Source organism: Leisingera sp. JC11 (genome assembly GCF_040704725.1).
Lineage (GTDB): Bacteria > Pseudomonadota > Alphaproteobacteria > Rhodobacterales > Rhodobacteraceae > Leisingera.
This window is the reverse complement of the sequence record NZ_JBFCVS010000023.1, coordinates 1-15,811: the sequence shown is the minus strand read 5'-3', so window position 1 is coordinate 15,811 and position 15,811 is coordinate 1. Positions and strand designations below refer to the sequence as shown.

The 15,811-nt window shown below is 60.6% G+C and carries 10 protein-coding genes and 1 pseudogene; 5 read left to right on the top strand and 6 right to left on the bottom strand.

What is annotated here, in order from left to right:
- Positions 1–53: 53 nt before the first annotated feature.
- The 4 genes from AB1A62_RS19005 to AB1A62_RS18990 all read left to right on the top strand — a co-directional run bounded on the left by AB1A62_RS19005 (position 54) and on the right by AB1A62_RS18990 (position 3,630).
- A complete protein-coding gene (locus AB1A62_RS19005; RefSeq protein ID WP_366663057.1) occupies positions 54–932 on the top strand; it encodes a LysR substrate-binding domain-containing protein in 879 nt (292 codons plus the stop codon).
- 90 nt (positions 933–1,022) lie between these two features.
- The gene (locus AB1A62_RS19000) at positions 1,023–1,319 is read left to right on the top strand and encodes a hypothetical protein (protein ID WP_366663056.1); all 297 of its coding nucleotides are present in this window, start codon (positions 1,023–1,025) and stop codon (positions 1,317–1,319) included.
- Between the two features lie 111 nt (positions 1,320–1,430).
- Complete coding sequence (locus AB1A62_RS18995; protein WP_366663055.1) at positions 1,431–1,685, top strand: hypothetical protein; 255 nt, start codon at positions 1,431–1,433, stop codon at positions 1,683–1,685.
- 16 nt (positions 1,686–1,701) lie between these two features.
- Positions 1,702–3,630, top strand: a complete 1,929-nt coding sequence (locus AB1A62_RS18990) for a BTAD domain-containing putative transcriptional regulator (RefSeq protein ID WP_366663054.1) — start codon at positions 1,702–1,704, stop codon at positions 3,628–3,630.
- 13 nt (positions 3,631–3,643) lie between these two features.
- On the opposite strand, the gene AB1A62_RS18985 is transcribed toward AB1A62_RS18990, so the two are convergent.
- The 6 genes and pseudogenes from AB1A62_RS18985 to AB1A62_RS18960 form a co-directional block, all read right to left on the bottom strand.
- Positions 3,644–4,873: an NAD(P)-binding domain-containing protein gene (locus AB1A62_RS18985; RefSeq protein ID WP_366663053.1), complete on the bottom strand. Its 1,230-nt coding sequence runs from the start codon at positions 4,871–4,873 to the stop codon at positions 3,644–3,646.
- A 774-nt stretch (positions 4,874–5,647) separates the two neighbouring features.
- Entirely contained in the window at positions 5,648–6,316 is a 669-nt protein-coding gene (locus AB1A62_RS18980) for a DUF1326 domain-containing protein (protein WP_366663052.1), read from the bottom strand.
- A gap of 5 nt (positions 6,317–6,321) precedes the next feature.
- On the bottom strand, positions 6,322–7,704 hold the full coding sequence (locus AB1A62_RS18975; RefSeq protein WP_366663051.1) for an FAD-binding oxidoreductase: 1,383 nt from the start codon (positions 7,702–7,704) through the stop codon (positions 6,322–6,324).
- 63 nt (positions 7,705–7,767) lie between these two features.
- Positions 7,768–11,073 carry an AAA family ATPase gene (locus tag AB1A62_RS18970; RefSeq protein WP_366663050.1) on the bottom strand — a complete coding sequence of 1,102 codons (3,306 nt, stop codon included), beginning with the start codon at positions 11,071–11,073 and terminating at the stop codon, positions 7,768–7,770.
- A gap of 540 nt (positions 11,074–11,613) precedes the next feature.
- A pseudogene (locus AB1A62_RS18965) lies at positions 11,614–12,285 on the bottom strand (transposase); the annotation flags it as partial.
- A gap of 525 nt (positions 12,286–12,810) precedes the next feature.
- Positions 12,811–14,547 (bottom strand): adenylate/guanylate cyclase domain-containing protein, encoded by a 1,737-nt coding sequence (locus AB1A62_RS18960; RefSeq protein WP_366663049.1) that lies wholly within the window; start codon positions 14,545–14,547, stop codon positions 12,811–12,813.
- A gap of 217 nt (positions 14,548–14,764) precedes the next feature.
- Between AB1A62_RS18960 and AB1A62_RS18955 the strand changes: the two genes are divergently transcribed.
- Complete coding sequence (locus tag AB1A62_RS18955; protein WP_366663083.1) at positions 14,765–15,724, top strand: adenylate/guanylate cyclase domain-containing protein; 960 nt, start codon at positions 14,765–14,767, stop codon at positions 15,722–15,724.
- Positions 15,725–15,811: the final 87 nt, after the last annotated feature.

Here is a 15,811-nt window from a genome sequence, read left to right as displayed (position 1 = left end):
AAAATTTTTTGCCGTACTATTAAAAAAATTCGCAGACCAGCTATGCTGGCGGAATGTATAAGGAACTTCCCCCTTTGAGCTGGCTGCGGGCCTTTGACGCCAGTGCGAGGCTTGGCAATTTCACCCTGGCTGCCGAAGAGCTCGGCCTGACGCCTTCTGCCGTCAGTTATCAGGTCCGGGGCCTCGAAGCCCAGCTCGGCCACAAACTGTTCCGCCGGGAGCGCAAGTCGCTGCTCCTGACCCGGCTGGGGCAGGCCTACCGGCCGGTGGTCGCCAAGGCTTTTGCCGATCTCGACGCCACGACTTCGAGCCTTTTCGGTAAGGGAGCGGAAGCGGAGATAACCCTGCGCTGCGTCAGTTCATTGAACTTGCTTTGGCTGGTCCCGCGACTGGAGCATTTCAAAGCAGACAGTCCGGACAGCCGCCTTCGGGTGTTGTCGGCCTCGTGGGCAGAATTGGCCGAGGGAGAGGAGATCGACGTAGACATCCGGTATGGCGACGGAAATTGGTCGGACGGCAAAGTGCTGCCCCTGATGAGCAACGAAGTAATCGCCGTCTGCGCCCCTGCCCTGCGCGCCAGCGGCAGTCCCCGGTCGCTGGCCCAGGGCCCGCTGATTGAACTTGCCGGCGTTGTCGATACTTGGCGGCACTTCTTTGCCTTGCATGAGCCGGAATGCCCGGTTCAGGAGCCCGCATACAAAGTGGATCAGTCGCTGATCGCACTGGAACTGGCCAGCCGCGGCTTAGGCATTGCTCTGGTCGCAGAGGTTTTTGCGCAGCCCTATTTGGAAAGCGGCAAGCTGGTACGGGCGAGCGAGCTGACGTTGCCGTCCCGCCAAGGGCATTTTCTTGTGCTGCCTTCGGACCGCAACCGCTTCCGGCCTGAAGTCACCGCACTGGTGGATTGGCTGCGGAAAGAAGCGAACAAGTAACCTGAGGCAGCCCCGCCCCGGCTGACGTCTGTTTTACACCCTGTCCAGCCGGGACAGTGGCCGCTTCCCTACACCCGCTACTGGGAGCCGGTGTCGCGGCTGATCAAGGGCCTTGGCTCCGCCGAGGGCGTGGAAGAAGCCAAGGAGGCGCTGCGGTCCCTGGTGGAGCGGATCGTGCTGACACCTGCGGCGGAGAGCACTGGCTTGGATCTGACCCTGGAGAGGGATCTGGCCGAGCTGTTGCGTCTTGCGGCGGACACGCAGAACCCAAACACGGTGCAGGCCCCGGATGTTCTATCCGAAACCTTTGATATGTCTTGCGAATTAGTGTTGGCTGCGGGAGCAGGCAACCGCCGTATCCTACCTGCCCTCTCCGCAATCAAATAAACCCATGATAGCGCACAGCTAACGGCACCTTTGCGCAGGAAACGCCCTTGGCAAACTCGGCCTCTTGACGCAACCAGCTGAGATTTTTTGCTGCAGCGCCGCGCGCCGAAGTTGACATTCGCCGCAGGCGCATTCTCCAGGATCACCCACGCGATGCAAAACAAGGGATTGACTGCACTGGCTTCTGATATTGGCTTGGCTCTTGTTGCAGTCCAGGCGGCAGCGCCAGAGTCGAATGTTCCGGGATTTCCAACGATGGATGCCAGAGAAGGCATCGATGAACTGGCATATTTTGGCAATCTCACAAGCGTCCGGTTCCTGAACTGTTCTACTTTCAAGATGCTTCGCTGGTCAAAGGCTACCTAACCAATATATTTAGAAAATGAGTAACCGGGTATTCTTGCTGTTCTTCGGAGGAAGTGAAGTTCGGCTATCCAAAGGCGCCGCTTCAGGGCTCGCCAAGAAATCGCAAGCTTTGCTCGCCTTTCTTTCCATGGAAGACGGCCGCCCGGCCACGCGCGAACGTGTTGCCACCATGCTGTGGGGCAATACGGGCGACGAGCGTGCCCGTCATAACCTGAGGCAAGCGCTGTCGCAAATCCGGCGGGTGCTTGGCCCCGCCGTCTGCAGTGATGGCGATACGCTGAGGCTGAACACGTCACTTTGCGATGCGGATGTTTCTGTCTTTGTTCGCAGCAAGGATTGTCATGACGTTGCTGAACTGCAGGAAGCGCTTGGGCTGTATCGGGGAGACTTCCTTGAGTCCTTTCATGTCCAGGCCGAGGAATTCGAGGCCTGGGCGCGCGGCACGCGGGAAAGGCTGCGCGCGATGGCCTGTACCATGATCGACCGTGTGGCCGGCAAACTGGTTGCGGCAGGGGCCGATACCGAGGCAGAGGCGGCCCTGAGACGCAAACTTGCGATAGACCCGTGCTGCGAAATGGCGCATCGCGCCTTGATGGAACTGCTGAACCGGCAAGGCCGCCGGTCGGAAGCCATGCGCCAGTTCAAGTTATGCGGCGAGGCTTTGCAGCGGGACCTCGATACAACTCCAAGCCCGGAAACACAGGCCGTTTTTGACGCCATTTCCAATTCCGGGCTATCGGCTCTGCCGGGGACGCCCTCCCGGTCCGAGACGACCCAGTTGACTGGCAAACCTGTTGTGGCCGTTCTGCCGTTCGAAAACCTCTCAGACGAAAGCGATTTGTACTTTTCAGATGGTATCACCGAGGATCTGACGACGGCCCTGTCCCGTTTCAGCGAGCTGGAGCTTATCGCCCGGCCATCGTCCTTCCGGTATCGCGGCCGGGCAACCCCCGAAGATGAAGTCGCCTCTGCCCTGGGGGCGTCCTTTCTGGTCAGGGGCAGCGTGCGTCGCTCAGGCGATGCGGTGCGGATCAGTGTTCAGCTTTTGAGCGCTGAACGCGGCACGGCAATCTGGGCGGAGCAATACAACCGTCAAATGGGTGATGTCTTCAAGGTTCAGACGGAAATCGTTTCGACGGTTGTCTCGACGCTCGTGGGGCGGGTGGAAAGCGCCCGGCTGATGCAATCACGCGGCTTGGATCCGCAGCGCCTGGAAGCCTATGACATTCTGCTGAGAGGCAAGTATCATCACCATTTGTTCACGGCTGCCGATTGCCGGAAATGCCTCGATTTGTTCAAGCTGGCGATCAGCAAGGACCCGGATTATGCGGTGGCCCATGCCTGGCTGGCCTGCGGTCTGGGCCAGGCGATCGTTCACAAGCTGGATGACCCGGCAAGACTGGTGGATCAGTCGCAGGCGGCGGCCGAACACGGGCTTGAACTGGACGAAAATGAAAGCGAGTGCCACCGGGTTCTGGCTCAGAACCATTTGACCAGAGGCAATGTCCGCCGGGCGCTTTGGCATCAGGAGCGCGCCTTGTTTCTGAACCCCAACGACGACCGCTCACTGTGCGCGATGGGCGAGATTCTGACTTTTGCGGGCGAGCCGGTTGCCGGCGAAGAGTGGGTTCGCAAATCGATGCGGCTGAACCCGTACCACCCGGAGCGATATTGGAGCCACCTGGCCCGGGCGCTGTTTCACCAGCAGCGGTTTGAAGAGACGCTGCGAGTTCTCGATCGCATCAGCCGCAAAAGGGTCGATGATCTGGTTTATCTTCTGGCATCCAGCGCCCAAACGGGCTCGGGAAGAGAGTTGGAACGCGCCAGGGCCGCCATCCGAACGCCGGGAACCGGGTTGGATCCGGTCGAAACGGCGCAGGGTTTTCCGCTGGAACGCGCCGAGGATCGTGACTTGCTCCTCGGCGCGTTGAAATTGCTGGACTGACGTTGAGCCCGGGTTATGCAGCGATGGCCCTCGCCCTTTCGGCGATATGCCCGGCAAGGTCTTCGGCATCGCGGCCGACGCCGTCAATCAGGTTGGAATACTTGCGTTTCTGAAACCGCATTCCAAGGACATAAAGGCCGGCAACCGGGCTGATGCCCTCCTTGTGCGCAATTTCTCCGCGGTCATTCAGCACCGGAATTTTTAGCCAGGGATACTTGCGCTGATAGCCGGTCGCCCAGACAACAGAGCGGACGCGGTCTGTGCCAATGCTTCTTTGCGCGGGTTCATCGGGGATCGGGACGGGCTGGATCTCACCGGCTTTGGCAGGCGGAACGTCATACCCCTTGGCCTCGATGAAACCATCGATCTTGCCAAGCAGTTCGAACATCATCCTGTCTGCTTTCTCGACGCTTTGGCGGAGCGTATCGGCAAAGAGGATCCGGCCGTCCTCGACACCTGCCGTGCGGCCGACCAGGCGCGCGCCCAGCTTTTGCACCGTTGACAGATCCAAATCGCGGTTTTCGGCGGACCCTACCAGCTGCGGCGGCGGATTGCCCCGTTCATCGGCGGGATCGGCTGCGGCAGCAACCCCGCCGGTCGCATCCATCCAATACAGGATGTCGCGCCCGCGGTACCGCCGCGGCACCCGGATATGGGTTCCGACCGAGACAGTTACGGGGCGCCCGGCCCTGAGGAGTTCTTCGGCGATTTGCAGACCGGTCGCCGAGGCACCGACAACCAGCACATGCCCATCAGGCACCTGCGAAGGGTTCCGGTATTCCGACGGAACGATTTGCACGACGTCATCCGGCAGGTTTTCCGCGAAATCGGGAACACGCGGTGTATCGCAGAACCCGGTTGCAACCACCACGTTCTGTGCGCTCCACTCACCGCGGTCCGTCGCGACCCGGAACCTGCCGTTTTCCTGCCGCTGCACGGCTGTAACGGTGGTGCCGCATTCGATGCAGGCATCATAGGAGCGAGCGTACCGCTCCAGCCTTTCGATGAAGTCCGGCACAGACATGAAGGCATCCGGCGCGTCGCCTTCATAGGCCCAATGCGGCAGGCGGCTCTGCCAGTTCGGGGTCAGCAGTCTCAGAGAGTCCCAGCGTTCGCTGTGCCATCTCTCACCGATCCTTCCGCGTTCCAGAATGACGTTATCAACGCCGTGTTCGAACAGGCAGCGTCCCATCGCCAAGCCGGCTTGGCCGCCACCGATGATGACAGTGTTGACATGTTTCATGACTTTTCTCCTATCGGGCATTTCAGATGCTTCCGATAGTCGGGTGGCGCCGTCATTTGCCTGTCAGCAGACCTGTTCCCCTGGCGTCTATTATTCGTCAATTTGCCCAAAATTTTCGAACCGGCCCAATGAACCCGCCATGAGAAGGAACAGGTTCTTGGTGCTGGCCGCAGCATTGCAGTTGGTGCGCCCGGGCAGTTGAATGGCCGCTCCGGCTGAAATGCGCATTTACAGCACCCTTGCGGCTGAAACTCGCGGCTAGGGCCGCTTTGGGCTGCCTGCTGCCATCTGGCTGGTGCCGGTAATGGGAACCTGGGAGAGAACTCGAAGCTGCGGGGCCGCAAGTCGGCTGTGAGCCCATAGCCACAATCGCAAAGGCTTGGGCCGTTCGCTTACAATATGCTGCAATACCGGGAGGCAAAGCAGATGTAGATTCGGCCCGCGGCATATTCATTGCTTTGATCGACGGATACCGGGATTACTCCGGGCCTTTGCCGTAATTGCACTTTTACAACGGCTGAATGTAGGAATAGCCCTTTACAGACTTCAGGTTTGCTCGGGAGAACCGACGTTGCGACCCATGCCGTTCACGCTGCCGAAGGTGATGGAGATCGCCGACATGTCCAGGAGCACTCTAGCGACTGTTTTGATCGCAGTGATTAGCACAGCCAACGCACGTGTTCCGAAAACGAAAGCCTGTTCCCGTCGTAGCCCTGTTTCGAGAAGCTCTGCAATTCTCCTAACCATCATTCACACTTCATTGGGCTTAAAGTCTCACACCCCAAGCCACGCTGTCAGCCGCGGCCGCTCGCGCACCAGACCATCTTGGTCGAAATGATGCACGACGAAGAGCGCCCAGGTATCTTCGAAGGCCATCTCGATTTCGCCCGTCACCTTTGTCCTACCGAGACCCAACTCAGCATAGGTGAACTCGATGCTGCCGGCCTTGCGGGCGAGCGCGATGTCGAAGGTCTCGCCGGTGAACTCGTTGATGTGCGGGCGCCCGGTGCTCTTCAGAATGCCTGGGATCTCGGCCCGTGCGGTGCGGGCGTCTAGGTCCTTTTCCAGATGGATCGGCAGGAATTGCGTCTCGCAGAATTCCGAGCAGGTCGAGGCGAAGACGGCGAAAACGTTGCTCAGCGGCGCGCAGCTTTTGCCGCGCAGGATCGTCTCCAACGCCGCCCGCTGTGCGGGAGCGGCGCGTTCTTCGATGACGATCAGCGCGCGGCCGTCCCCATCGGCAATCTCACCCGGCCACTTGTAGATCGCCGACCAGCGGAGCCCGCCCAACGGCGTGCCATTGAAATGCCCCTCGATAATCTCGCCGACATAGGCCGATTCGCATTTCCCGTGGGTCGTCGGAAGGTTGAACTGGCAGCCGCAGTTTATGGCGCAGTTGCAGTTGTCGTAGGTCTCGCTTTTGAAAAGCCACTTGTCGGTCATCGGTCTCACCCCGTGGCGGCAGGTTGGATGTTCTGGTTGACGTGGAAGACGTTGTCCGGGTCGTAGATGGCCTTCACGTCGGCTAGGCGAGCATGGTTGGCGCCATAGTTTTGCGCCACCCGGTGGCCGTCATCGTCGGACATGAAGTTGATGTAACCACCTTCGGAACCGGAGTGCGGGTGGATAGCGTCATAGTAGTCGCGCACCCAGCGGATGTTGGCCTCGTTCTCGGCGGGATCGTCCCAGATGCCTGCGATTACAGGGGAAAACAGCTTGTCACGGTGGCCAAAGGCAGTTTCATCCGCACCTACTCGCTGCGCCGCCCCGTTGATCGGATGGAGGTGCATGGACGAACTGACGTGAGGAGTGTTTGCCCCGTGCGCGCAATGGACGTCGATCGCGTCATCTGTCAACTCGGTGATGAAATCAGCCTTCCAGTAATTCTGCATGCCATGCGGGACCGCGTCGTTAAAGAGGCTGTTCATCGCGGGGAAGGGCATGCGTTGGAAGAATTCTGCCTTGACCTCGGCCAAGTCGCGCAATGAATTGATCACCCGGTCCGTATCCTCCGCCGCTCCGGTCCAGCAGGGGACCAATACGCAGAAGAGATCGCCGACGCGGTCGCGCGGGATGAAGGGCAGGTCGGGCGCGATCTGCCAGCCAAAGAAGCAGCCGAGTGCCTCGGGCGCCTCGGCTATGTAGTCTCGATAGCCCTGCAGGACGGCTTTCGCGTCCTCAAACTCGTAAAACAGGGGGCCGCCGGAGATGTCACCGACATCGTGCAACTGGAACTCGAAATTGGTGACAACGCCGAAATTGCCACCGCCGCCGCGCAAGGCCCAGAAAAGATCCTCGTTTTGGTAGTTGCTGGCGGTGACCTGCCGGCCGTCCGCCAAAACCACATCGGCTGACAGGAGGTTGTCGATCGACAGTCCGGCGCGGCGGGTGAGATACCCGATGCCGCCGCCAAGCGTCAGCCCGCCGACGCCGGTAGTCGAGATCACACCGCCTGGAGCGGCCAGCCCAAAGGGATAGGTCGCGTGGTCGACATCGCCGAAGGTCGCCCCGCCACCGACGCGGGCGACCTTCTTCTGCGGGTCGACCTGGACATTGTTGATCTTCGACAAGTCGATCACCAGCCCGCCGTCGATGGTGCCGAAGCCGGGGACAGAGTGCCCGCCGCCGCGGACGGCAAGATCGAGGCCGCCTTCACGCGCGAAGGACACTGCCGCCATCACATCGGCGGCATCGGCGCACTGGACAATGACGCCGGGCCGGCGGTCATGCATTGCGTTGTAGACGGCGCGGGCATCGTCGTAGCCGGCGTCTGAGGCCGTGATGATCCGGCCGCGAACCTTCTCGGACAGGTCCAAGGTCAGGTTTGCCATTGGCGAATCCTCCGTATTGCTTCCGAGATGATCCGGGACGCGCCGTTCCGAAAGCGTTCCTGCCTATTTGCCGCTCCCCGTAACGCTGGCCGCAGCGCGGAACGCCGGGAGATCTTGGCCGGAGGGGATCCGTGTCATCAGTGCGTGCAGGCCGGGTATTGCGCCTTCGCCCGGGAAACCGAGGGCGAAAGAAGTGCGCGCCTTGAGCTCGGACCAGAGCGCACCCTGATCCCTCGCAATCGAGATCGCGCCCGTCAGGGCCGCCCGTGCGGTGTCCGTTTCGCCATTGGCAAGCGCCAGGTTGCCCTCCATCCGCCGCAATTCGGAATGCAGATAGAATTGCCCATGTGCGGCAGTCAGTGACAGGCTCTCTGCAACTTCCGCCCTCGCGAGCGCCGCGTCGCCCCACCGTTCATGCGCCCGGGCGAGCAGCAGGAGCATGTAGGTCAGGTGCAGGTTCTCACCCTCGTTCCGGGAGCGTTTTACCGACTGGGCGATCCGTTTGATGCCCCGCCGGTCGCCATCGCACAGGTCGACCCAACCTTGCAGGGATTCGAGCACGACCGAGAGGTAGCGCATTGAGAACCGTTTCCGGAGTTTCTCTGCGTCCGCCAACAGTTGGATGAGACGGTTGAGATCCTCGGCCTCCGCGGCGCCGATGGCGGCATAGGTGATGACATAGCCCAGCGTCATTAGTTGCCCGATGTCCTTTGCCAGCGCCTGGGCAGCGCGGGCAGTCTTTTCCGCGCGGCGGGGATCGCCTTGCCAAAACTCTGTCAGGGCCAGGCGGACCATACAGACAGCCTTTGGGTCCTGCGCGAAGCGGGTCAGATGCTCGCTGGTGTGCGAGGGAGCATAGTTGGCGATGGCGCTTTCCAGACAGGTGCGGGAGCGGGCGAGCTCACCCTGCCAGAACGCGCTGACGCCCAGCAGATAGCGACCCTCGGTCACGGCAACCGGATCGGAACTTTCCGCCAGGGCACTGCCCATCTGGTCGCAATCGGCGAACCGGCAGCCTTGCAGGCGCGCCAGTCCCAGCCCGCGCAGGATCGGTGCATCTACCGGGTCGCCGAGTTTGCGGCAGAGCGCCATGGCGCGTTCATAGAGTTGATGCGCCCGTTCGGCTCCGTAACCCTCAAGCGCAACTAGCGGCGAACCAAGGGCGATGCGGATATCAAGTTCCAGCCGGTCGCGCGACGAGGAGCGGGGAAGCTCGGGCAACAGGGTTAAGGCGCGGCGGAAGTGGTCGACCGCCTCCTCGAAGGCCGAGACGGCGACAGCGCCCGCTCCGGCCTTCCGATAGGCCCCGATCGCCTGTTCGATCATTCCGGCACGGGTGTAGTGGGCGGCAAGTTGCGGACTGATCGCGGCGGGGTCGCTACCATGGACTGCCAAGAGCGCACCCGCCGCGGCCCTGTGGAGGAGCCGCCGCCGGGCCGGGCTGATCATCTCGAGCGCAACCTCGCGCAGCTTGTCATGGCTAAAGTCATAGCGAACGCCCTGCTCGGCGATGATCCGGCACTGCCAAAGTTCGTCGATGGCCTCGATTAGAGTGCGCTCGTCCGTGCTGCTTGCCGCCCCGATCAAATCGAGCGTGAAGGCACGCCCGATCACCGCCGCCATCTCGGCGACACGGCGGGCGCCTTCCGACAACCGTGTCAAGCGTGTGCGAATGACGGCCCGCACGGTTGGGGTCAGCTCGAACGTCTGCCCCTCGGAAGCCCCGGCACGAAGCGTCTCGACGAGGAACAGAGGGTTGCCAGTTGTTGCTGTCCAGAGACGGGCTGCGAAATCGGAATCGACGCTTTCCACGCCGCGCATCCTTGCCGCGAGGGCCGCGGTTGCGGTGATATCAAGCCTTTCGAGCGGTAATGCGGTCACGACAGCGTCGCGTTCAAGCGCGTCCGTCAGCCGGGTCAGGGGGTGGCCTTCTGGCACCTCCTGGGGTCTGACAGTCCCTACGATCAGCAGCGGTGCCGACGCGTTCGCCCGGATGAGGTAACCGATCATATCGATTGTTTCTGTGTCGCACCATTGCAGATCGTCGATTACAATGAGGCACGGGCGGTCTCGGGAAACGAGTGCTCGCGAGACTGCATCAAACAGCCGGTGACGCTGCACCGGGTCGCCCGTGCCGGCGCGGGGGGGTGTTCCTGGGCGACTGGCGAGTTCGGGAAGAAGACGCGACAGTTCGGTTTGCCAAACCTGCTCAAGCGCATCAATCCGCTCCCGGATCGTGTCCGAACGAAGGAGGTCCACCACCGGCCCCCACGGCAGCCTGCCGGCTGCCTCGTAGGCGCGGGCGGTGATCACCGTATGACCATGAGCCGCGATGTGCCGGCCCATCTCTTGCGCCAAGCGCGACTTGCCGATGCCAGGTTCCCCAGTCAGAAGCACGAGACGGGCGGTCTTACTCTGCGCCGCGGACCATGCCGATTGAAGGGCGGCGATATCGCCTTCGCGACCGACAAAGGGCGCGATAACTGCCGGCCCCTGTTCCGGCGGGGCGGTGTCCACGGCCTCCGTATCTTCCGAAGGAGCAAACTCGTCGCGGACTTCTTGATAGAGATTGCGAACTGCCTCGTCTGGCGTCACGCCCAGATCCCGCTCCACCACCTCAGCATACCTGTGATAGGCTCGCATGGCTGCATTTCGATCCCCAAGGGCGCGGTACGCTTTGATCTGATGGCAGATAGCGGCTTCGTCTGTTGGCTCGAGTTCTTCCAACCGGCGAGCGTGCTCCAGTACGGCCTCATGTTCGTCAAGTTCGGCGGCAGCCACCGCGGCCCGGGTGAATGCGGTCTGTGCGTCCCTCCGCAAAGACGACCGCGCCTCCAGCACCCAGTCATCGTAGCAAGCCGGCAGGAGATCGCCGCCATAGATCGCTGCCGCCTCCTGGAAATCGGAACTGGATATAGCTGCGCGGAAATGCATCACATCGACGCTCGCCGGTGCCGTATCGCGCCAGCGTAGCTGTTCACTGTCCGTGTCAGCGAACAAGTCGCTATCAGGCAGTGCCTGCCGGAACTCATGCAGCAGCTTCCGGAGATTGGTTCGAGCCTGGGACTCACTCGAGTCGGGCCATAGCTCGAACGCCAGCCGTGAACGGTGCTGCGCGCCATCCCGCAGTGTCAGCAACGCCAGAAACCTCTGAAGCCGCAGGCTCTGGAAGCCGTCGACACGACGGCCATCGAGGACGATCTCAAATCCTCCAAGAAGCCGGATCTTCAACTTATCAGGCATTTCCACCTCAGCATCGTGACCTGCGGCACCTGTGGCGCTCAACAGGAAAGTACCGTCCGAGCGGGCCGGCTGTCCACGAATCAGCCGGTGGGTGATCAATTGATCGGGTTTGAAGGTATCAAGCAATCTACCGTGCGCTTGCTACGAATGTCTTGAAACCGTCCGACCTTCTGTTGCTCTCGCAAATGCAGTAATGATCGCGCGTTCGCTGCGAAAGTCAGGTTTGTCCTGGCCCCCAAGTTTGGTCTCAAAAATGTTGTGCCATGGGCCAACGTCTGGTTTTACGGGTTGCACTGCAGCAAGGATCGAGGCTGCTCAAGGTCGGCTTTGGTCAAGGTTTTCTGATGCGGGCCGCGGTGTGAGAGTGCGGCTTGGCGCGACATCGGCCTGCGTTGGAAAACCTCCCAAGGTGGAAGCCGCGGGACTCTTGGGGCTGTCTATGGGGAAAGAGCGCTGACGGCGGCGTCTGCGGTTGGAGCCAGCGGCCATGCCGGATGCATTCCGATGCAGGTTGGGATGCCCATATCGGGGACCGCTGGATAATTGCTGCGACGAAAGCGGCGTTCCGGCGCGGGTCTGGGCCTGGGGAGAATGCAGGCATAAATGGAGACAGCCGGGCCTCTGCGGATGCACGTTGTTCACAATACCGGACTGACGGGCGTTTCGTCATGCCACCTCCTTCCGTGGTGGTGCGCGGGACCGCGGATTTTGCCCGCGCCGGAAGATCTCGATGATGTGCATCGTCCCGCCACAGCAGGGGCATGGCTCACGCAGGGTGAGCGGGAGGACCTCGGCGGCTTCTGGCGGTTCTTGAGCCGGGCTCTTTGCCCCGAGCAGTGCACGGAATCGGGCGATGTTGGCCTTGCGCTGCGCTGAGGCGAGCAAGCCGTAGTGCCGGATGCGATGAAAGCCGTCGGGCAGGACGTGGATCACGAAGCGGCGGATGAACTCGGACGTGGCCAAACGAATGGCTTTCAGCCTGTCGCCGCGCTTGATCCTGTAGTCCTTCCAAAGGAATGCTACGGTGCCCGCGTCGGCGCTGACGAGGCGGCGGTTCGAGATGGCCACCCTGTGGGTGTATCGGCTGAGATAGGCGAGCACGGCTTTCGGGCCTCCGAAGGGCGGATTGGCATAGATCACCCATTCGGACTTGCGCAAAGGAGCCTGCCACCCTGCGAAGGCATCGGCCTGCGCTAGCGGTTCCAGGCCGCCGAAGAAGGCCAGCTCCCCGGCGCGGTGAAGCGCCATCAGCCCCTCCAGAAACAGCCGCCGGAACAGGCGAGACAGGACCCGAACATGCGGGAAGAACCCAGGCCGGCGGGCGATCGACCTCGATCCGGGATCGACCGTCAAGGACTGGCATCAGGCTCACTCCGAATACCACTTTCACAAGGGTGAATATGAACTTGCCCTTGCCGAGGCGCGCAAGGGCGTGTTGCTGGGCTACTGGTGGTCCATGATTCCTGAGGTCGTGGCTCTCTCCAAGCTTGGACACGCCGAGGACCTTGAACGCGCCCGCAAACGGCTTGAAGCAACGCGCCCCGGAATAAAAATCGCCGACATAGCATGGGTGTACCGCCGCTACCAACGTCCAGATGTTCTCATTGCGCCTAATGTCGAATTGCTCCGAAAGGCAGGGCTGCCAAAAGGCAAGTGCCGCCCATTGGAGCTCGGCGATTCCGGCTAAGTAAAACTTGATTTCAATGGCATAAAGAAGTCGTCCAGGTTGATTGACGCTCTGGCCCAAACACTCGTTTCAGATTTTGCCTTAAGCGAGCGTTCTGGCAGTCGTCTACCTTGCACCCTTGCAGTGCCTCAGGCACGTAGATCAGACAATCGACCGAGCTTAGCAGCCAAGCCGGGCTACTCCGGGATGCCTGCGGCGGACAGCATCTTGTAATATGTCTCGTAGATGCCGGGCTTGCTGATCCTGATGCGCGTCCTCATATCCCGGAACATTGAGACGGTGAAGTCGGGTTCGCGGGTCATATGCAGCCGGGCGAGTTTTTGTGCGCGTTCATTGTTGCCAAGACCCATCTCAGCTACGATCTCATTGAGACGGAAAATCGACACAGAGTTGTGAAAAACGCGTACCCTGTTTGCAGTTTCGAGCAGTGCCGCCCAGTCCTGATTTGCGATGTGGGCCAGGCTGGTTCCCAAGTGGACGCGGTAACCCATCGGGTCAGCTGGGTTCAGACGAAGCGCGCGTTCGCTATGTGCCAGCGCGGTGGGAGCGTCACCTGTCAACCCGCGCAGGATGCAGCTTGATCCCCAAGCCGAGGTGCAGTTCGGGCAGGCCTCGATCGCCCGATCGACAAGAGCGAACCCGTACTCGGTATCATCAGAGAGGAAGGCTAGAATGTAGCCAGCATATGCCTGTGCTTCGATGTCGGGGTCAGGTGCTTCCAACACCTCTCGAGCCATTCGGATTGCAAAATCGAACCGCTCAGAGGTTGGCCGTGTGTCCGGGTTCCAGAGCAAGGTGCGGATCCACCCGCGCAAGGCCTTCGCCATCGGGTAGTTGGGAGCCGCTTCCAGCGCGCTGGCAAGATGGTGGTCGGCAAGAACGAAAGAGAATTTATAGATTGCTGCCTGAGCGCGCAGAAAATAGTCGTAAGAATCCAGGTTTTCCGGACGTTTCAATTCAGCCCGCCCGATCTCGGACTGCCGGATCGCAGGTGTGATCGCGGCGACAACCGCTTCGGTTATGCCGTCTTGCAGGTCAAAGACGTCTTCGATCGCGCCATCATAGTGATTGGCCCAGATATGGCCGCCGGTCTCAGCATCAATCAACTGGCCAGTCACGCGCAGGCGTTGGCTGGCTTTGCGAACTGAGCCTTCTAGCACGTAACGCACCCCCAATTCACGTCCAATCCGGCGGATATCCACAGAAAGCCCCTTGTAGGAAAAAGAAGAGTTCCGGGCGATCACAAAAAGCCAGGGAACCCGCGAGAGGCCGGTGATAATATCCTCGGTGATGCCATCGGCGAAATAGTCTTGCTCCGGGTCGGACGAAAGATTATCGAAGGCTAGAACTGCGACAGAGGGTTTCTCGGGTCGGGCCGGGGCGGGCGCCGGGGCTGTACCGGCTGCAATACAGACCGAGAAAGCGCGAATAGGCCGGTCAATGTTTTTTAGGCTCTGCTGGCCGAGGTCACGGAATGCGAGATCGAGTTTGCCAACCACATCTTCGTGAACCCTGCCGGAGACAACAATTCCGCCAGGCTCAGCTATTCCTTCCAGCCGGGCGGCGATGTTGACACCATCGCCCAAAAGATCCTCGGCATCCGCGACGACGTCGCCAACGTGGACGCCCATTCGGAAGCGGACCTCGGGCCCGTCGCCGCGCGTGGCGTTTCGCTCGGCCATCTGGCGCTGCATCGCTTCAGCACAGGCGACAGCGTCAACCACCGAGGGGAACTCAGCAAGAAAGCCATCACCCATCGTCTTGAAACGCCGCCCTCCATTCAGGCCGATGACAGGATCGAGCGCACTGAAATGCCCCTTAACGGCCCTCAGCGTGCCTTCCTCGTTCGCACCGGCGAGTGCGCTGTAGCCAACCACATCGGCGGCGAGAATGGCGGCGAGGCGGCGGTCCATCCTGGAGAGTCCTCGGTCGGCCCCGTTTCAAAGCTGCAATAGTACTGAAATCATCAGAGCAGAAACCCTAGGCTGTTTTCAAGCTCTCAGACTGGACTTGCCTATGCCAACCTGTTTAAGCCCTACTGGGTAGATGCGTTCAACCGGACGCAATTCAAACCTCTTGATCGGAGCACCAATCATCTGCAGCATTGGTGGTAGATGCTGTGTCTTGGAGATGCCGGTTGGAGGAACTTCACAGCAGAACTCTTTGCAGTTGCCCGGACAGACCGCAATGATCCGTCCGTCACCTGAACTGCTGGCAGTCTCGAGGCGATGGTACGAGATACTCAGAACCAAGAAGAACACGGGCGAACTGCGGGATTTTTTATCAGCAGACGATGAATTGCGGTTCATAGGCACGGGTGAAGGCGAGTTCTGGAACGGAAGCGCAGTCCGCGATGGTGTCGGCGGCTTTTTCGCTGCGATCGCAGCCCCGGATGTGTTTGAAGAACTTGAGGCGGAAGCCTTCGAAAACGGCGAAACCGGCTGGTCGTCCTTTGTTCACAGAATCCGATTTGCCGGTTTTGACGAGGCGGTCATTTACCGTACTGTCCTGATTTTCGTTCTCCAGGGCGCAGCGTGGAAAATCGTCAACCGCCATGCTTCCGTTCCCACCCCCAACATTGAGCTTGTGGGCCGAGAACAGCTGGCGATCCAGAAACTGGTAGATGCGGCGCGGGAAGAGGGGCCTGAACTGATTCAGACCGAAGGTTTAGCTTCGGTCCTTTTCACCGATATAGAAGGCAGCACCGCGTTGGCCGAAGCCTTGGGCGACCAGCGCTGGTCGGTAGTGATCGACAGCCATTTCCAAATTTTGGCGCAGATAATACAGGCACACCGCGGCCAATTCGTCAAATCCTTAGGAGATGGAACATTGTCGGTCTTTCCATCTGCCAACGAAGCGCTTGCGGCCGCCACCGAAATGCAGGCGGCCGTGGCGTCTGCACCCGAAGAACCTTACCTGGGCCTGCGCATTGGAATTCACACCGGCGATGTTGTTCAGTCCCGAGGTGATTTCTTTGGTACCGTTGTCAACAAGGCCTCGCGCATAGCGGCTGCAGGCGTTGCGGGCGACATATTGGTATCGGATGCGACTTGGAGTGCCCCATCTGAATTGGCCCACCGTTATGTTTAGGAAACGGAGGACTGAGAATGGCGAACAAGCGACACAAGCCTGAGGAAATAGTTCAGAAGCTGCGGCAGGTTGATGTGCTTGTCGGCC